Consider the following 16218-nt stretch of genomic DNA (forward strand, 5'->3'; position numbering starts at 1 on the left):
CCGGGGCGTTTCTCTTTTTCCCCCTGAAAACAAATCTGTGCAAGGATCTGAGTGGCTGATTCGTGGCGTATGTTTCGTCCGCGAACTCACATAAGGTTTGTCGGAAATCGGCGCATGTCCTGTTTTGAAACACATGCCGGCCGCGTCAAACGGGGATAGAAATGGCACAGCTCAATGTCGCGCGTGAACCTTCGATGGATGAGATCCTGGCATCCATTCGCAAGATCATCGAGAGCAATGAGCCTGGGCAGGCCGGGCTTTCGCCGCAGGAGCATTTCGAGGACGAGGCGGGTGACGAGATCGAGCTGACGATCGACAGCGAGATCGAGACCGTAGCCTTCGGGCGGCGCGAGGAATCTGCCGAAACATCGAGGCCCGCCCCCGCGGCTCCTGCCGTAGAGCTTTCCATCGTCTCGTCCGAGGCCAGCGCGTCGGTTGCACAGCCGCCGCTTTCGCTGGCTGATGTCGCAGCACGCGTTCGTGCGGCTTCGGAGCGTCACGCAACGGGGTTTGCCCCGCGCGAAACGCAGCCAGTCGCGCCAGCGCCGGCGATCCAGGACAGCCCCGTCGTAACGTCGCGCATGGCCGCGGTATCAGCGCCCAAGGCTCCGGCCGTTCAGTCGATCGTGGCCCCAGAAACACACGAGGATGCGGAAGCCGTCGCTGCCCCAGAGCCATCGGAGCGTCGCGACAGCGTCGAATCGCCAGCGCCGGCGCCGGCGCCCGTGATCGACACGGTGGCCCCCGAGAAGGCGATCGCAGCCATCGTCTCTCCGGAAGTCGGCCGGAAGGTCGCGCAATCCTTCGACAACCTCGCTCTCGCGGTCGATCAGGGCGCAAGGCGCTCGTTCGACGAAATTGCCCAGGAAATGCTGCGGCCGATGCTACAGGAATGGCTGGACGACAATCTGCCGACACTCGTCGAACGGCTGGTTCGCGAGGAAATCGAGCGTGTTGCCCGCGGGCCGCGTCGCTGAAATTCAGATCTTTTGATGCGTGGGGCCGCGGCGACCGTCGCGGCTTTTTGCGTTCGTGTTGACTTGCACCGGCCGTTCCGGTTTACAAGACACAGACATCACTCTCCAAAATTGGCTCCAAAATGCTTGATAAGACCTACGATTCCGCATCCGTCGACCCACGTATCGCCAAGAAGTGGGACGAAGAAAACGCGTTTCGTGCAGGCGCGGGTGCCAAGCCCGGCGCCGATAGCTTCTGCATCGTGATCCCGCCGCCGAACGTAACCGGTTCGCTGCACATGGGCCACGCGCTCAACAACACGCTTCAGGACGTCATGGTTCGCTTCGAGCGCATGCGCGGCAAGGACGTGCTGTGGCAGCCGGGCATGGACCATGCCGGTATTGCGACCCAGATGGTCGTCGAGCGCAAGCTGATGGAAACCCAGCAGCACCGTCGGCAGATGGGGCGCGAGGCCTTCATTGAGAAGGTCTGGGAGTGGAAGGCCGAATCCGGCGGCTTGATCTTCAATCAGTTGAAGCGGCTCGGCGCATCCTGCGACTGGTCGCGTGAACGCTTCACCATGGACGACGGCCTCTCGGAAGCCGTTCTGGAGGTCTTCGTCTCGCTCTACAAGGAAGGGCTGATCTACAAGGACAAGCGCCTGGTCAACTGGGACCCGAAGCTTCTGACGGCGATTTCCGATCTGGAGGTCGAGCAGCACGAGATCAACGGCAATCTCTGGTATCTGCGCTATCCGCTCGAACCGGGTGTCACTTATGAACATCCGGTTGCCTTCAATGAGGAAGGCAAGGCGACCGAATGGGAGAAGCGCGACTATCTGGTCGTCGCGACCACCCGCCCGGAAACGATGCTCGGGGACAGCGGCATTGCCGTCAACCCTGACGACGAGCGCTATAAACCGCTGATCGGCAAGCATGTCATCCTGCCGATCGTCGGCCGGCGCATCCCCGTCGTCGGCGACAGCTATGCGGATCCGACGGCCGGCACCGGCGCGGTGAAGATCACGCCTGCGCACGACTTCAACGACTTCGACGTCGGCAAGCGCGCGGGCCTCAGCGCGATCAACATCATGACGATCGAAGGTCGCATCACCATCAAGGACAATGAGGAGTTCCTCGAAGGGCTTTCCGATCCGGCAGCCCTGCATGGTGCGTGGGACGAACTCGAAGGCAAGGATCGCTTCGAGGCTCGCAAGATCATCGTCCGCATCTTCGAAGAGGCTGGCCTGCTCGACAAGATCGAGCCGCACAAACACATGGTCCCCCATGGCGATCGTGGCGGCGTGCCGATCGAGCCGCGCCTGACGGAACAATGGTACGTCGACGCCAAGACGCTCGCGAAGCCTGCGATTGCCGCCGTCAAGGAAGGCCGCACGAACTTCGTTCCGAAGAACTGGGAAAAGACCTACTTCGAGTGGATGGAGAACATCCAGCCCTGGTGCGTCTCGCGCCAGCTCTGGTGGGGGCATCAGATCCCGGCCTGGTACGGACCGGATGGCCAGGTCTTCGTCGAGAAGACCGAGGAAGAGGCGCTGCACGCCGCGATCCAGCACTATCTCGCGCATGAAGGCCCGATGAAGGCCTATGTCGAGGACCTGCTTGAAAACTTCAAGCCGGGCGAAATCCTGACCCGCGACGAAGACGTGCTCGACACCTGGTTCTCTTCGGCGCTCTGGCCGTTCTCCACGCTCGGCTGGCCGAACGAGACGCCGGAACTGGAGAAGTACTATCAGACCGACGTTCTGGTGACAGGCTTCGACATCATCTTCTTCTGGGTCGCCCGCATGATGATGATGGGCCTGCACTTCATGAAGGATGCCGACGGCACCCCAGTCGAGCCGTTCCATACGGTCTACGTCCATGCGCTCGTTCGCGACAAGAACGGCCAGAAGATGTCGAAGTCGAAGGGCAACGTCATCGACCCGCTCGAACTTATCGACGAATATGGGGCTGACGCACTGCGCTTCACGCTGGCGATCATGGCTGCCCAGGGCCGCGACGTGAAGCTCGATCCCGCCCGCATCGCCGGTTATCGCAACTTCGGCACGAAGCTCTGGAACGCGACGCGTTTTGCCCAGATGAACGGCGTGGTCGACAGCGACGGTTTCATCCCCGAAGCCGCGTCGCTCACCATCAACCGCTGGATCCTGACGGAGCTTTCGCGCACCATCCGCGACGTCACCGAGGCGATCGAGGCCTATCGTTTCAACGAAGCCGCCGGCAGTCTCTATCGTTTCGTCTGGAACCAGTTCTGCGATTGGTATCTCGAGCTGCTGAAGCCGGTCTTCAACGGCGAGGACGAGGCGGCCAAGCGCGAGTCACAGGCCTGCGTCGCCTATGTTCTCGACGAGATCTACAAGCTGCTGCACCCGTTCATGCCGTTCATGACCGAGGAGCTCTGGGGGCAGACGGCAGGCGAGGGCCGCGAACGCGAGACGCTGCTCTGCCACGCCGAATGGCCGGCGGCTTCCTATGCCGATGATGCGGCCGCCGATGAGATCAACTGGCTGATCGACCTAGTCTCAGGCATCCGCTCCGTCCGTTCGGAGATGAATGTTCCGCCGGCAGCAACCGCGCCGCTGATCGTCGTCGGCGCGAACAATCTGACGCGCGAGCGCCTGCAGCAGCATGCTCCGGCAATTGCGCGCCTGGCGCGTGTCGAACACATCGACTATGCGACTGTCGCCCCGCGCGGCAGTGCCCAGATCGTTGTGGGTGAGGCGACCGCGTGCCTGCCGCTTGGCAACCTGATCGATCTCTCCGCCGAGAAGTCGCGCCTGGAGAAGGCGATCGCCAAGGTGGATGCGGAGCGCGAGCGTATTCTTGGCAAATTGGCCAATGAAAAGTTCGTCGCGAACGCAAAACCGGAACTGGTGGAAGCGGAGCGTGAGCGCCTGGTGGAGCTCGATCTTCAGAAAGATTCGCTTGGCGTCGCGCTCACGCGCGTGGCGGAAGCCGGTTAGGAAGCACGCTAAGGGTGCAACCGCCCACAGGGTTGACCGGCCAAGGAAGTCAAAATCCGCGACAGGTCCGTCGCGGATTTTCTATTTTAGTATGATTTTATATACTTACCGGGGCGCGCTTCGCGATCGAATCGCTGAGCTGAATACTGTCGGCCGTTCACGAAATCGCTTGGCATGGGCAGGCGGAGTTTCAACGGCCATTTTTGTTGATCTCCAGCAAAAACCAATATTGTTGTCTCCACGACACAGCTTTCGCGAGTGTTGGAAGTTTTTCCTATTTTATTGGGTTATTTACCTATTTTCCGGAATATCATTTCGGAAATGCGCGAATGTGTCTAAATCGTGAGAATCTTACGTAAATTATGTGACGCATAGTGCCGCACCGCCTCTGCATCTGGCATTTGCGATTTCACATGTTCGTGAGAATACTTCCGCCATACGCGGCATGAGGTGGAATGTCGCAGATTGCAGTGCAGGGGAGGAGCTTGATGGCTCACATGAATTTTAAGCGTGGCGTCCTGACGGTGGCGGCTGGTTTGCTGGTTGCGTCGGCGGCCCACGCCGGCGGTCTTGAGCGCGGTGGTTACAACATCGATCTGCTGTTCGACCCGTCGGACTACGCCGGCGAAGCTTCGGCGACCTACGTCAATCCGCAGCGCGAACTGAAGAATGTCAGAGACACGGATACGACGTCTGCGGTTTTCCCGTTTAATGGAACGGGGCCGGGTGCTGGCGGTGGTAACTTGAATTCCCGACCGAATACCGCCGACGATACCGAGAGCTATTGGGTTCCGCGCGTTGGGGTCAAGGCGCGCTTTGCTGACGATATCGACTGTATGGCCGACTATTCGCAGCCCTGGGGTGCGCATACCAACCCGGGCCTCAACTGGGCCGGTGCAAACAACAACGTCGAGACGAAGGTCGAAAGCGACAACTACGCCGCAACCTGCTCCTATAAATGGGACGTCGGCCAAGGTCAGTTCCGCATCATCGGCGGCGTCTTCTACCAAGAGGTCAGCGGCTTCAAGGAGCGGTTGGTTCAGGATTTCACGGGCGTGCCACCGGTATTGGCCGCCGGGCGTACCGGCATCGGTCGGCTGGATCTCGAGGGGGATGGTTGGGGCTGGCGCGCTGGCGTCGGCTACGAAATTCCTGAATACGCAGTGCGGGCGAGCCTCGTCTACAACAGTGCCGTGGACCTCGACAACCTTGCGGGAACGATCGACCTGCGTGACGTTCGCGGGCCGGCTCCGGTTAACTTCTATGGGGTCTCCGGCTTTGCATCGATGCCGGATTCACTCGAATTGAAGATTCAGTCCGGTATTGCGCCCGACTGGGTCGCCTTCGGCTCGGTCAAATGGACGGATTGGAGCCAACTCCAGGTTCTCAAGTTTTGCCCTTCGTCGGGCGGAACCCTGGCTCAGCCCTGCACCTCGCTTGACCTGCTTTATCGAGACGGCTGGACGATTTCAGGCGGCTTTGGTCACAAGTTCAACGATCAGTGGAACGGCGCTGTTAGCCTGACCTGGGACCGCGGTACCAGCCACGGCTATGGCACTCAGTCCGATACTTGGTCGCTTGGCTCGGGTGTATCCTATTCGCCAAACAAGAATATCGAGCTTCGACTGGCTGGTGCAGTGGGCATCCTGACGAGCGGCAGTTCGGGCCCCGTTAACTTCGACGGGCAGGTTATCGGCGGCGATGTGTCCTACGACTACGGTAACGATTTCTTCGGCGCCATATCGACGTCCCTTAAGGTCAAGTTCTGATCCTTCGCCAATCTGAGTGTTTGGGCCCGGTTTCGACCGGGCCTTTCTTTTTGATGTGGAACTGTTCGCTGTTGCCTTTGCACCGTTCGCTAATGTGACGATTCAGCAACACATTTAATGCTAGAGTTTGCTAGCATCGGACTCGTCCCGGCTATGTCCATTTCCCGCCACAAACAGGGAGCAGCGATAGTAGGGACAAACCTGCAACCGTGAAAACGAAACCTGCGGCGTTTGGTGTGAAGTGAAACTTGGACCGTCGATGTTCATGTCAGATGTGGCCTTCGGCACTTTTGTGCAAGTGGTCGACTGAAATGGTCTTTTCGGTGCATCTGTCGAAGTTTCGTTCTGGAATGGTGCGTCGATGTTCTCGGCGGAATTGGTGAAGTTTTGGGCGGCGACGGGTCGTCCGGGCGTTTGTGTTTGCAGCGGTGATGAGTTCGGCGTGGCCGGCTGGAACGGAAGAATTAGACTGTGATGCTTGCGGGTGAACTGAAGTCACTGAAGGTTGCGATACTCGGCGTGTCGCTGGCGGTCTGCGGGACCAGCACCATGCCGGCCCTTGCCTTTGATCCGGGGGCAGGCGTCACGAAGGAATCCGGTCCCTTCGCGCTCTTCAAGTTCGGTTTCTCCGCTTACAAGAACGGCCGCAAGGACGAGGCCGTCGAGGCCTACAAATACGCTGCGGAGAAGGGGCATACCGGCTCCCGCTGGGCTCTGGCCAACATGTATGCCTATGGCGACGGTGTCGCCGAAAACGACCTCGAGGCCTTCAAGATCTACAGCGAGATCGCCCAGCAGGGTGTGGAGCCGGGTTCTGAGGATACCGGCTATTTCGTCAACGCGTTGATCTCTCTTGCCGGCTACTACCGACGCGGCATTCCCGACAGCCCGATCCAGTCGGATATGGCCCAGGCGCGGCAGCTCTATTTCCAGGCGGCGTCGACCTTTGGTGTCGCTGAGGCGCAGTTCCAGCTTGCGCGCATGCTGCTGTCGGGCGAGGGCGGTAGCGTCAACGTTCAGCAAGCCAAGAAGTGGCTCAACCGTGCCCGCAAGAGCGGCCATGCCGGTGCCATGGGTGTCTTCGGCAACGTAATCTTCCAGGAAGGCCAGACCATTCGCGGTCTCGCCTATATGACCGCCGCGCTCGACCAGTGTTCGCCGAAGGATCGGCCCTGGCTCCAGTCGATGCAGGAGCAGGCATTCTCGCTTGCCACCGAAGATGATCGCCGTACGGCAATCTCGCTTTCGCAGAATCTACATATGCAGGGCGACGACGACTGAGTTCGCCGCGCGGCTACCCCTCAGCCAGCACCGAATAGCCGAACGGCAGATCCGCACCTCAGGCGGCCGCGAAAGCAAACTCGCCGATAACAGGAACGTGGTCCGAGGGCTTTTCCCAGGCGCGAACATGTTTGTCGATCGACGTCGAAACCAGTCGATCGGCTGCCTCCGGCGACAGCATCAGATGGTCGATGCGAATGCCGAAATTCTTCGGCCAGCAGCCGGCCTGATAATCCCAGAACGTATAGAGCGGCACCGCGTCTGAGGTGGCCCGCACCGCGTCGGTGAAACCGAGATTGCGCAGGCGCCGATAGGCCGCGCGCGTCTCCGGCAGGAAAAGTGCGTCGTTCTGCCAGACTTTGATGTCCCAGCAGTCGTGCTCCTCCGGGATGACGTTGTAGTCGCCTGCCAGGATGAAGGGCTCTTCGAGCAGAAGGCGCTGCTCGGCATAGGCGGTCAGCCGGCGCATCCAGGCGAGCTTATAGGGGTACTTCTCACTATCGACCGGATTGCCGTTCGGCAGGTAGAGCGAGCAGACACGGATCACGCCGCCGGCAACCGAGAACACGCCTTCGATGAAACGCGACTGCTCATCGGAGTCGTCGCCCGGCAGGCCGCGGTTGACTTCGTCCGGACGCAGCTTGGAGAGCAGGGCGACGCCGTTGAAGCCCTTCTGGCCGTGGGTCTCGACATGATAGCCGAGGGCTTCGATCTCCAGACGAGGAAAGCCGTCGTCGACAGACTTGATCTCCTGCAGGCAGACGATGTCCGGATTGGCTTCCTTCACCCATGCCAACAGGCTGTCGATTCGCGCCTTGACGCCATTGATGTTCCAGGTGGCAATCTTCATGGCTCGAAACGCCCTTCCATACAGGTGAGTCCTTGCGGCGGGACTCTTCTAGCCGCTCCGGATTCTTTTGACAAATCCGATACCTGCGGACTTTCAGCGCTGGGCAGAGCTGCAACGACGACGGGCGACGCCGCGCGCAGTTTATATACGGTATAGGTTGCGGCTGCTTGAATTGATTCCGATCCATGGCCGGCTATAGTCCGGCGCATGATCGATCTCGTGCAGAACTACTGGCCGCATATCCTGGCGCTGCTGTCCTTCGCGCTTGGCATCCCGGCTGCCATTCACGCCGCCATGACCAAGGACGACGTTCGCGCCGCCGCAGGTTGGGTCGGTGTCGTTCTGCTCTCGCCGATCGTCGGGGCATTGCTCTATGCCGTTGCCGGCATCAACCGTATCCGCCGCTCCTCGATCGGCTCGCAACGCGCACTGCTGCGCGGGCAAGGCCCCGATCAGTTCGGCAGGTTCGATATCTCTGAAACAGATATTGCCGGAAGTTTCGGGAATCGTTTTGCCGCGATGAAAATCCTCGGCGACCGTGTTTCCCGGCACCGCATGTGTTCCGGCAACGGCATCGAGGTGCTGGCCGGCGGGGATGCTGCCTATGAGGCCATGCTGGTGGCCATTGCCGGTGCGCAGCGCAGCATCCTGATAGAGAGCTATATCTTCGATCGCGACGTGGTCGGCCTTCGCTTTGCCGACGCCTTGATCGCCGCGATCGCGCGTGGCGTCCAGGTGCGCGTACTGATCGACGCAGTCGGCGCGCGCTACTCCGTCCCCAGCATTGTCGGTCATCTGAAGACGGCCGGCGTTCCGACGGCCGTCTTCAACGGCAATATCATCATGGGGCTGAGGTTGCCCTATGCCAATCTGCGCACGCACCGAAAGATTCTCGTGGTCGACGGCCGCGTCGCCTTTGCCGGCGGCATGAACATCCGGGCGGGCTTTAGCAGCGAGATTGCCGGCGAGGAGCCGGCCCTCGACACGCACTTTCGGGTAACGGGCCCGGTGGTCGCCGACATCTTTCAGGTCGCCGCCGAGGACTGGCAGTTTTCCAGCGGGGAGATGCTGACGGGCGGTGCCTGGGCGCTCGAAGAAATGCCTTTGCCGGCAGAAACGTCTTCTGTGCTGATGCGCGCCATACCCTCAGGGCCGGACGCCACGAACGAAACCAATCACAAGATGCTGATGGGGGCGTTCTCGGTGGCGCGCAAGAACATCCGCCTGATGTCGCCCTATTTCCTTCCGGACCGCGAACTGATCAGCGCCTTGGTGACCGCGGCGCGCCGGGGCGTCGAGGTCGACATCATCGTGCCGGCGGTCAACAATCTGCTTCTGGTCGATCGCGCAATGACCGCCCAGTTCGATCAGGTATTGAAAGGTCATTGTCGGGTCTGGCGCGCCGAGGGCGCCTTCAACCATTCGAAGCTTCTGATCGTGGACGAGCGCTGGGCCTATGTTGGGTCGACCAATCTCGATCCGCGTTCCCTGCGTCTCAACTTCGAGTTCGATCTCGAAGTGCTGGACGATGGTTTCGCCCATACGATCGGCGGCATGATATCGGATGTGCTGGCTTCGGCCGAACCGGTCACGCTCGAGGCCTTGCGCGCCAAGCCACTTATCGACCGGCTGGCGAACCGTGTGCTTTGGCTGGGGTCGCCGTATCTCTGACGGCGACCGCAGGCAGGCCAGGTGGCCGTTGGCTCAGATGGAAAAACTCGTTCCGCATCCGCAGCTTGCGACCGCATTCGGATTCTTGATCTGAAACGACTGGCCGAGCAGGTTGTCGACGAAGTCGATCTCTGAGCCGCCCATATAGACGAGCGACAGGCTGTCGATCAGCACCTTGGCGTCGTTCTTCTCCAGCACCAGATCGTCGTCGTTGGCGCTGTCGACCAGGTCGAACTTATAGGAGAATCCCGAGCAGCCGCCGCCTTCGACGGACACCCGCATCGCGTTGTTGTGACTGTCCGAACGAAGGATCGTGGCGATCCGCTTTGCAGCAGCGTCCGAAAGGGTCACGGTTTCTTGCGTCATATCTGCCTCCTGCCGGGGTCAAGAACCGGAGAGATTTGATTGTCGTTTGCAGCACCGCCTCGGCCAACGCCGGAGGTCGTTTCAACCCCCGCGGCCAAGCCGTTGCTTTCGCTTGCGGAATCGGTCGATGCTTGCGCGACGCGTTTCCGTGGCTTTCACTATAGGTATGAAGGCTTCAATGTCCCGTCAATGGGATGACGATTTGGGTGGAAAATGACATTCGACAAAAATGCGCTGGGCTTCGGTTATGGTGAACACGCGCCGTTCGCGTCGAACCCCTGGGCGACGCGCGGCAGGCTCTATCCGGAAGCGTCGAGCGCGACACGTTCGGATTTCCAGCGCGATCGCGATCGCATCGTCCACACGACGGCCTTTCGCCGGCTGAAGCACAAGACACAGGTCTTCATCGCTGCCGACGGCGACCACTATCGGACGCGGCTGACGCACACGATCGAAGTGGCGCAGATCGCCCGCGCCCTGGCGCGTGCCCTCAAGCTCGACGAGGACCTCGCCGAAGGCGTCGCCCTCGTTCACGATTTCGGTCACACGCCGTTCGGCCATACGGGCGAGGACGCCCTGCACGAGATGCTGAAGCCCCATGGCGGCTTCGACCACAATGCCCAGTCGCTGCGCATCGTCACCAAACTCGAGCGGCGCTACGCCGAGTTCGACGGGCTGAACCTGACCTGGGAGAGTCTTGAGGGGCTGGTCAAGCACAATGGGCCGTTACTCACGCCCGACGGCCAGGGTACGCGCGGACCGGTGCCTCAGCCGATCCTGGACTACTGTGCGCTTCACGATCTGGAACTGGCGAGTTATGCGAGCTTGGAGGCGCAGGTCGCGGCCATCGCCGACGATATCGCCTACAACACCCATGATATCGATGATGGCCTGCGGGCCGGCTACCTGACGTTCGAGATGCTGGAAGACGTGCCGTTCCTTGCCCGTCTGATGCGCGAGGTTCACGATCGTTATCCCGGTCTTGAAAGCAGCCGCTTCACGCACGAAATCATGCGCCGTCAGATCACGGCAATGGTCGAGGACGTGATCGGCGTCGCCCAGCAGCGTATCGCGGACATTCGCCCCGAGAGCGCAGCCGAGGTACGTCAGGCGGGTACGGTCATGGCGACGTTCTCCGAGGAGATGAGCGAGACGGACAAGCAGATCAAGCGTCTGCTGATGACCCGGATCTATCGCCACCCGGAAGTGATGCGGGTGCGGGAAGGTGCGGCGTCGATCGTCTGCGATCTCTATCATGCCTTCATGGACGACCCACAATTGATGCGGGAGCACTATTGGATCGATCAGATCTCGGGCATGGCCGAACCGGCGAGGGCCCGTCATGTCGGCGACTATCTGGCCGGCATGACCGATACCTTCGCGATCAGCGTGCACAAGCGCTTGTTTGACCACACGCCGGATTTGCGGTAGGGACGCCCCGCCCGGAGGCTTACGGTTCAAGCGAACCGAGCCTCCTTTTTGAGTTTTGCGCCGGCCACATGTGGTCGGGAAAAGCGGACGGATCAGATGAATCTCTTCACGGACTTCGAATCAAGAATTAAGGACATTCTCGAAACGCTTGACAGCGTTCGAGAAAAGCGATCCGAGCTTGACTTCGGCCGTGTCAATGTCGAGCCGCCGCGCGATCCAAGCCACGGTGATGTCGCGACCAATGCCGCCATGGTGCTGGCCAAGCCCCTCGGCCTGAACCCGCGGGCGCTCGCTGAGCTCATCGTTGAGAAGCTCAAGCAGGATCCGGAAGTCACCGAAGTGACCGTTGCCGGCCCGGGCTTCATCAACGTCCGGCTTTCGGTTTCCTATTGGCAGAAGCTGCTGTCGAACATGGTGCGCACCGGCCCCGACTATGGCCGCAGCACTGTCGGTTCGGGCCGCAAGGTTAACGTCGAGTATGTCTCGGCCAACCCGACGGGACCGATGCATGTCGGCCATTGCCGCGGCGCCGTGGTCGGCGACGCGCTTGCCAACCTTTTGGCCTTTGCCGGTTATGCGGTGACCAAGGAATACTACATCAACGACGCCGGGTCGCAGATCGACGTTCTCGCACGTTCTGCCTTCATGCGGTATCGCCAGGCGCTTGGTGAAGACATCGGTGAAATCCCGCCGGGTCTTTATCCGGGTGATTATCTCGTTCCGGTTGGCGAAGCGCTCGCCGATGAATTCGGCACGAGCCTGCGCCTGATGCCCGAAGACAAGTGGATGCCGCTCGTCAAGGACCGGACGATCGATGCCATGATGGTGATGATCCGAGAGGATCTCGCGGCGTTGAACGTCACTCACGACGTCTTCTTCTCCGAACGCACGCTTCACGCCAATGGGGCGGCTGCGATTCGTACGGCAATCAACGACCTGACCTTCAAGGGGCACGTCTACAAGGGTACGTTGCCGCCGCCGAAGGGGCAGCTCCCGGAGGATTGGGAAGATCGCGAGCAGACGCTGTTCCGCTCGACGGAGGTCGGTGACGATATCGATCGGCCGCTGATCAAGTCGGACGGAAGCTACACCTACTTCGCCGCTGACGTCGCCTACTTCAAGGACAAGTTCGACCGCGGCTTTGACGAGATGATCTATGTGCTGGGCGCCGACCATGGCGGTTACGTCAAGCGGCTCGAGGCGCTGGCGCGCGCCGTGTCTGGCGGTTCGTCGAAACTTACGGTTCTGCTCTGCCAATTGGTCAAGCTCTTCCGCGACGGTGAGCCGGTGAAGATGTCGAAGCGCTCCGGCGATTTCGTCACGCTGCGCGAAGTCGTCGATGAAGTCGGCCGTGATCCGGTTCGTTTCATGATGATCTACCGGAAGAATTCCGAGCCGCTCGACTTCGACTTTGCCAAGGTTACAGAACAGTCCAAGGATAATCCGGTCTTTTACGTGCAGTATGCGCATGCGCGTTGCCGGTCTGTGTTCCGCCAGGCGGCGGACGCGTTCCCGGATCTGGACATCGAATCGCTTGATCTCGCCGGTGCGGTTCAGGGAAAGATCGAGGATCCGACGGAGCTTCAGCTCGTTGCCAAGCTCGCAGAATATCCGCGGGTGATCGAGGCCGCGGCACTGGCTCAGGAGCCGCATCGTATCGCGTTTTACCTGTACGATCTTGCCGCTGCCTTCCACGGACACTGGAACAAAGGTAAAGAGAATCCGGAATTACGTTTTGTTAACGATAAAAATAGACAATTAAGTACTGCCAGACTCGGGCTGGTGCATGCTGTCGCTTCGGTATTGAAGTCCGGCCTGTCTATTACAGGCACCTCCGCACCGGAGGAAATGCGATAAGTATTGTCACCATTTTCCCACAATGCACTGGCACATAAATACAGGCAATTGTGAGTGGAGAGCATGGCAGACAAACAATTCGCACGAAGCGGGCCGGCTGAATTCGATGTATTGGCAGACGATGATCCGTTGGCCGAACTCGCCCGGATCGTCGGTTACGATGCCCGTCCGGCCGTACAGCAATTGCAAGAGTTGCAGCGACATCAGGAGGCGGTCCGTCAGGAGCCCGCCTTCGATCTCGAAGACGAACTCCTTCGCGCTTTCGACAGCTACGATGCGCCCCGTGCTGGGCAGCAGCCTGCTGTGGAGCCGGTTTCGGCGCCGCAGCCGGTCGAAGAGGCCCGGATCGAGCCGGTAGCCGAATTCGCGGAAGAGTACGAGGCGCCGATATTCCGTCAGCCCGAGCCGGTCGCAGCACCGGCCGCTGTCGCCGAAGAGGAACCGGAGCAGGTTGTCGAGGTGCAGTCGTTCTCGGCCGCCCCTCAGGCTGCCGAAGTCGATAACGCCGAATTCGTCGCCGACGAGCCGGCGTTCGATCTGGAGCGCGAGCTCGAACTGTCGCTCGGCGAAGCCGATCTGTTGCCGTTCGAAGAAGAGCCGGTATCTGAGGCGAAGGAACAGGTAGTCGACGACTGGCAAGCGCCGGCCGCAGATTTGTCGACGGCTTGGGCCGAGCCCGCTGCTGTCGCCGAAGCGTTCCCGGTTTACGACGAGCCGAGCCTTGAGGTTGCCAACCTTGACGTTGCTAGCCTTGACGTCGCTCCGGAGGAGCGCGTGGACGATGCCGTATACGTGAGCGAGACAATCCCGGAAGAGCCCGCTGGCCATGACACTGCCCGCGACGATCTTCTTGCGGATATCGAGCGCTTCCCGGTTCCGCCGATCACCGCCGTGGTTGCCGCTGCCGTGCAGTCTCATCCGGCCCTTCACGCCACGCAACAGCCGGTCGTTGCTCCCGCCGCCGCGCCGGTAAACACGGTTGCGGCGCCGGCGAAGAAGAGTCCCTATCCCTTTACGCCGACCTTCAGCCGGGCGACGCCCGTTGCTTCGCCCTCGGGCGCCAGCCAGCAGCGCGCCTTCGCCGGTCCGCTCGTGACGCAGGCAGCGCCTGTTGCGGCACCCGCAGCTGCCGCAGTCGCCACGCCTGCCGTTTCGCCGGTGGTTGAGGCTGTCCAGCCGGTCCAGCCCGTTGCAGAACAGGAGAACGAGCCGGGCTTCGACATCGAGAACTTCGAAATGGAGCTCTCCGATGCCGCACTGAAGCTCGATCTTGCGGACCTCGGGCCGACCGAACCGATTGCCGTCGCACCTGTGGTCGTGTCGCAGGCTGCTGCGCAGCCGGTCATCGAAGCGGTTGCTCCGCAGCGTGAACCGGAACGTTCCGTCGAAACCTTCGTGGCTCCGGCCCCGGTGGAGCAGCAGGACGTGCAGCCTGAAAGCACGCTGCCCTTCGATCCCTCGATGATCGCCGAAGCCGAGAATGGCGTTGCGCCGATCGCCGACATGGACGTGCCGCAGCTGCCCGTCATCGAAACGGAAAAGCCGGTCGCCTATCCAGCAGACTACGATCTCGATATCGACGCGGAAATGGCGCAGCTGTTCGGCACGCCGGCTCCGGCCGCCAAGGATCCCCGTCCGGCCGCGGTTGAAAAGGCCGAGGTGGCTCGTCCGACCTCGGCAGCAAATGCAAATCCGTCGTTCGGAGGCGGCGCGCTCGACGATTTCGACGAATTCGAGAAGGCGATGGAAGAGGACTTCCGCCGCTCCATGACCGAACGGAAGTCCCCGACGCGTGATGCCGAGCGGGTTTCCCCGGTGCAGAGCCAGGACGATGCGGGCGACTCTCGCGACTACGGCTCGGGCCGGCGGTCGCAGCGTACGATGCTGCTCGCGGCAAGCGTTGCTGGCGTCATCATTCTCGGTGGCGCGGCTGTCTACGCCTGGATGGGCGGCAGTGGTGCGGTAACCTCTGCCGAGGGTCCCAAGATCATTCTCGCCGACAAGGGGCCGGTTAAGGTCGTGCCGGAAGAAAAGGGCGGCAAGACCGTTCCGAACCAGGACAAGGCCGTTTACGACCGCGTCGCTGGAGCCCAAGCCGGTGCGCCGCAGCAGGAAGCATTGGTTTCTTCGACCGAAGAGCCGATGGACGTCGTTCAGAAGACGCTGACGCCGGAAACGCTGCCGCTTGAAGGCAGCGACGACTCGGATGGCCTGCAGGCCAACCTGCCGGCCGATGACGAGGACGGCGCTCGCTTGCTGCCGGATGGCGGCACCCAGACTGCCGCTCAGGAAGAAGACAAGGCACCGGCCGTTGCACCGCGCAAAGTGCGCACAATGATCGTCAAGCCGGATGGCACGCTGGTTGCTCGTGAAGAGCCGGTTGCCGCACCGGCGACCGATGTCGCCGGTGCGACGCAGCCGCTGCCGGAAGCGCCCTCGAAGGAAGTCGCTTCGGCTGATGTCACTGCTGCCGGTCAGGCATCGGCCAATGTCGATCAGGTGGCGCTTGCCGCAACGGGCAATGCCGATATCGAACAGGTTCCGGTTCGCAGCGTGACGACGACGGCAACAGGCGACAAGGCGCCAACGCCGCAGGCGCGTCCGGTCGAGCAGCCGGCTAATGTTGCCGGCACTGCTACCGAGCGCAGCAACGTGCGTCCGGCCGAAGAGCCGGCGGCTGCCACTGCAGAAGCCCAGCCGGCGCAGCAGGTTGCAACCGCATCGGTTCCGACCGGCGGATACTTCATCCAGGTCGCATCCCTGCCGTCCGAAGCCGAAGCACAGAAGTCCTACAACAGCCTTTCCAGCAAGTTCGGCAGCGTCATTGGCGGCCGTGGCGTCGATATCCGCAAGGCGGAGATCGCCGGCAAGGGCACCTACTATCGTGTCCGCATCCCGGCCGGCTCCAAGGAAGAGGCAAATGCCCTGTGCTCCAAGTACAAGGGCGCTGGCGGAAGCTGCCTGGTGACCAAGTAAGCCGGGCACAACGGATAGAGTTGAGGAGGGCGCGGCTCATAGGCCGCGCCCTTCGCATTTCAGGGTTTTCGTTTGCC

The 16218-nt window shown here is 61.2% G+C and carries 10 protein-coding genes; 8 read left to right on the forward strand and 2 right to left on the reverse strand.

The features are described from left to right. Positions 1 to 161: 161 nt before the first annotated feature. From ACN9MO_RS06635 to exoR, 4 genes are all read left to right on the forward strand, one after another. Entirely contained in the window at positions 162 to 977 is an 816-nt protein-coding gene (locus tag ACN9MO_RS06635; protein ID WP_057255791.1) for a PopZ family protein, read from the forward strand. A 122-nt stretch (positions 978 to 1099) separates the two neighbouring features. Next, the gene (locus ACN9MO_RS06640) at positions 1100 to 3940 is read left to right on the forward strand and encodes a valine--tRNA ligase (protein ID WP_112995899.1); all 2841 of its coding nucleotides are present in this window, start codon (positions 1100 to 1102) and stop codon (positions 3938 to 3940) included. Positions 3941 to 4428: 488 nt separating this feature from the next. Continuing rightward, positions 4429 to 5709 carry an OmpP1/FadL family transporter gene (locus tag ACN9MO_RS06645; RefSeq protein WP_058320612.1) on the forward strand — a complete coding sequence of 427 codons (1281 nt, stop codon included), beginning with the start codon at positions 4429 to 4431 and terminating at the stop codon, positions 5707 to 5709. A gap of 474 nt (positions 5710 to 6183) precedes the next feature. After that, on the forward strand, positions 6184 to 6990 hold the full coding sequence (exoR, locus tag ACN9MO_RS06650; protein ID WP_058320613.1) for an exopolysaccharide production regulator ExoR: 807 nt from the start codon (positions 6184 to 6186) through the stop codon (positions 6988 to 6990). Positions 6991 to 7048: 58 nt separating this feature from the next. On the opposite strand, the gene xth is transcribed toward exoR, so the two are convergent. Beyond that, positions 7049 to 7840: an exodeoxyribonuclease III gene (gene xth, locus ACN9MO_RS06655; protein ID WP_113131802.1), complete on the reverse strand. Its 792-nt coding sequence runs from the start codon at positions 7838 to 7840 to the stop codon at positions 7049 to 7051. Positions 7841 to 8047: 207 nt separating this feature from the next. Here xth and ACN9MO_RS06660 point away from each other — a divergent pair, with 207 nt between their 5' ends. After that, complete coding sequence (locus ACN9MO_RS06660; protein WP_058320614.1) at positions 8048 to 9511, forward strand: phospholipase D-like domain-containing protein; 1464 nt, start codon at positions 8048 to 8050, stop codon at positions 9509 to 9511. Positions 9512 to 9544: 33 nt separating this feature from the next. On the opposite strand, the gene erpA is transcribed toward ACN9MO_RS06660, so the two are convergent. Beyond that, on the reverse strand, positions 9545 to 9877 hold the full coding sequence (gene erpA, locus ACN9MO_RS06665; protein WP_057255803.1) for an iron-sulfur cluster insertion protein ErpA: 333 nt from the start codon (positions 9875 to 9877) through the stop codon (positions 9545 to 9547). A 213-nt stretch (positions 9878 to 10090) separates the two neighbouring features. Between erpA and ACN9MO_RS06670 the strand changes: the two genes are divergently transcribed. From ACN9MO_RS06670 to ACN9MO_RS06680, 3 genes are all read left to right on the forward strand, one after another. Continuing rightward, complete coding sequence (locus ACN9MO_RS06670; protein ID WP_093232416.1) at positions 10091 to 11308, forward strand: deoxyguanosinetriphosphate triphosphohydrolase; 1218 nt, start codon at positions 10091 to 10093, stop codon at positions 11306 to 11308. Positions 11309 to 11404: 96 nt separating this feature from the next. Then, positions 11405 to 13165 (forward strand): arginine--tRNA ligase, encoded by a 1761-nt coding sequence (gene argS / locus ACN9MO_RS06675; RefSeq protein WP_058320615.1) that lies wholly within the window; start codon positions 11405 to 11407, stop codon positions 13163 to 13165. A gap of 63 nt (positions 13166 to 13228) precedes the next feature. Continuing rightward, positions 13229 to 16141, forward strand: a complete 2913-nt coding sequence (locus ACN9MO_RS06680) for an SPOR domain-containing protein (RefSeq protein WP_113131803.1) — start codon at positions 13229 to 13231, stop codon at positions 16139 to 16141. Positions 16142 to 16218 lie beyond the last annotated feature (77 nt).

Source organism: Ensifer sp. R-19, from assembly GCF_049905105.1.
Lineage (GTDB): Bacteria > Pseudomonadota > Alphaproteobacteria > Rhizobiales > Rhizobiaceae > Ensifer.

Bases quoted from the DNA above. Each gene is read 5' to 3' on its own strand.
- ACN9MO_RS06670 (WP_093232416.1), top strand. From the start codon at position 10,091: ATGACATTCGACAAAAATGCGCTGGGCTTCGGTTATGGTGAACACGCG.
- ACN9MO_RS06680 (WP_113131803.1), top strand. From the start codon at position 13,229: ATGGCAGACAAACAATTCGCACGAAGCGGGCCGGCTGAATTCGATGTA.
- ACN9MO_RS06640 (WP_112995899.1), top strand. From the start codon at position 1,100: ATGCTTGATAAGACCTACGATTCCGCATCCGTCGACCCACGTATCGCC.
- xth (WP_113131802.1), bottom strand. From the start codon at position 7,840: ATGAAGATTGCCACCTGGAACATCAATGGCGTCAAGGCGCGAATCGAC.
- argS (WP_058320615.1), top strand. From the start codon at position 11,405: ATGAATCTCTTCACGGACTTCGAATCAAGAATTAAGGACATTCTCGAA.
- ACN9MO_RS06660 (WP_058320614.1), top strand. From the start codon at position 8,048: ATGATCGATCTCGTGCAGAACTACTGGCCGCATATCCTGGCGCTGCTG.
- ACN9MO_RS06645 (WP_058320612.1), top strand. From the start codon at position 4,429: ATGGCTCACATGAATTTTAAGCGTGGCGTCCTGACGGTGGCGGCTGGT.
- exoR (WP_058320613.1), top strand. From the start codon at position 6,184: ATGCTTGCGGGTGAACTGAAGTCACTGAAGGTTGCGATACTCGGCGTG.
- erpA (WP_057255803.1), bottom strand. From the start codon at position 9,877: ATGACGCAAGAAACCGTGACCCTTTCGGACGCTGCTGCAAAGCGGATC.
- ACN9MO_RS06635 (WP_057255791.1), top strand. From the start codon at position 162: ATGGCACAGCTCAATGTCGCGCGTGAACCTTCGATGGATGAGATCCTG.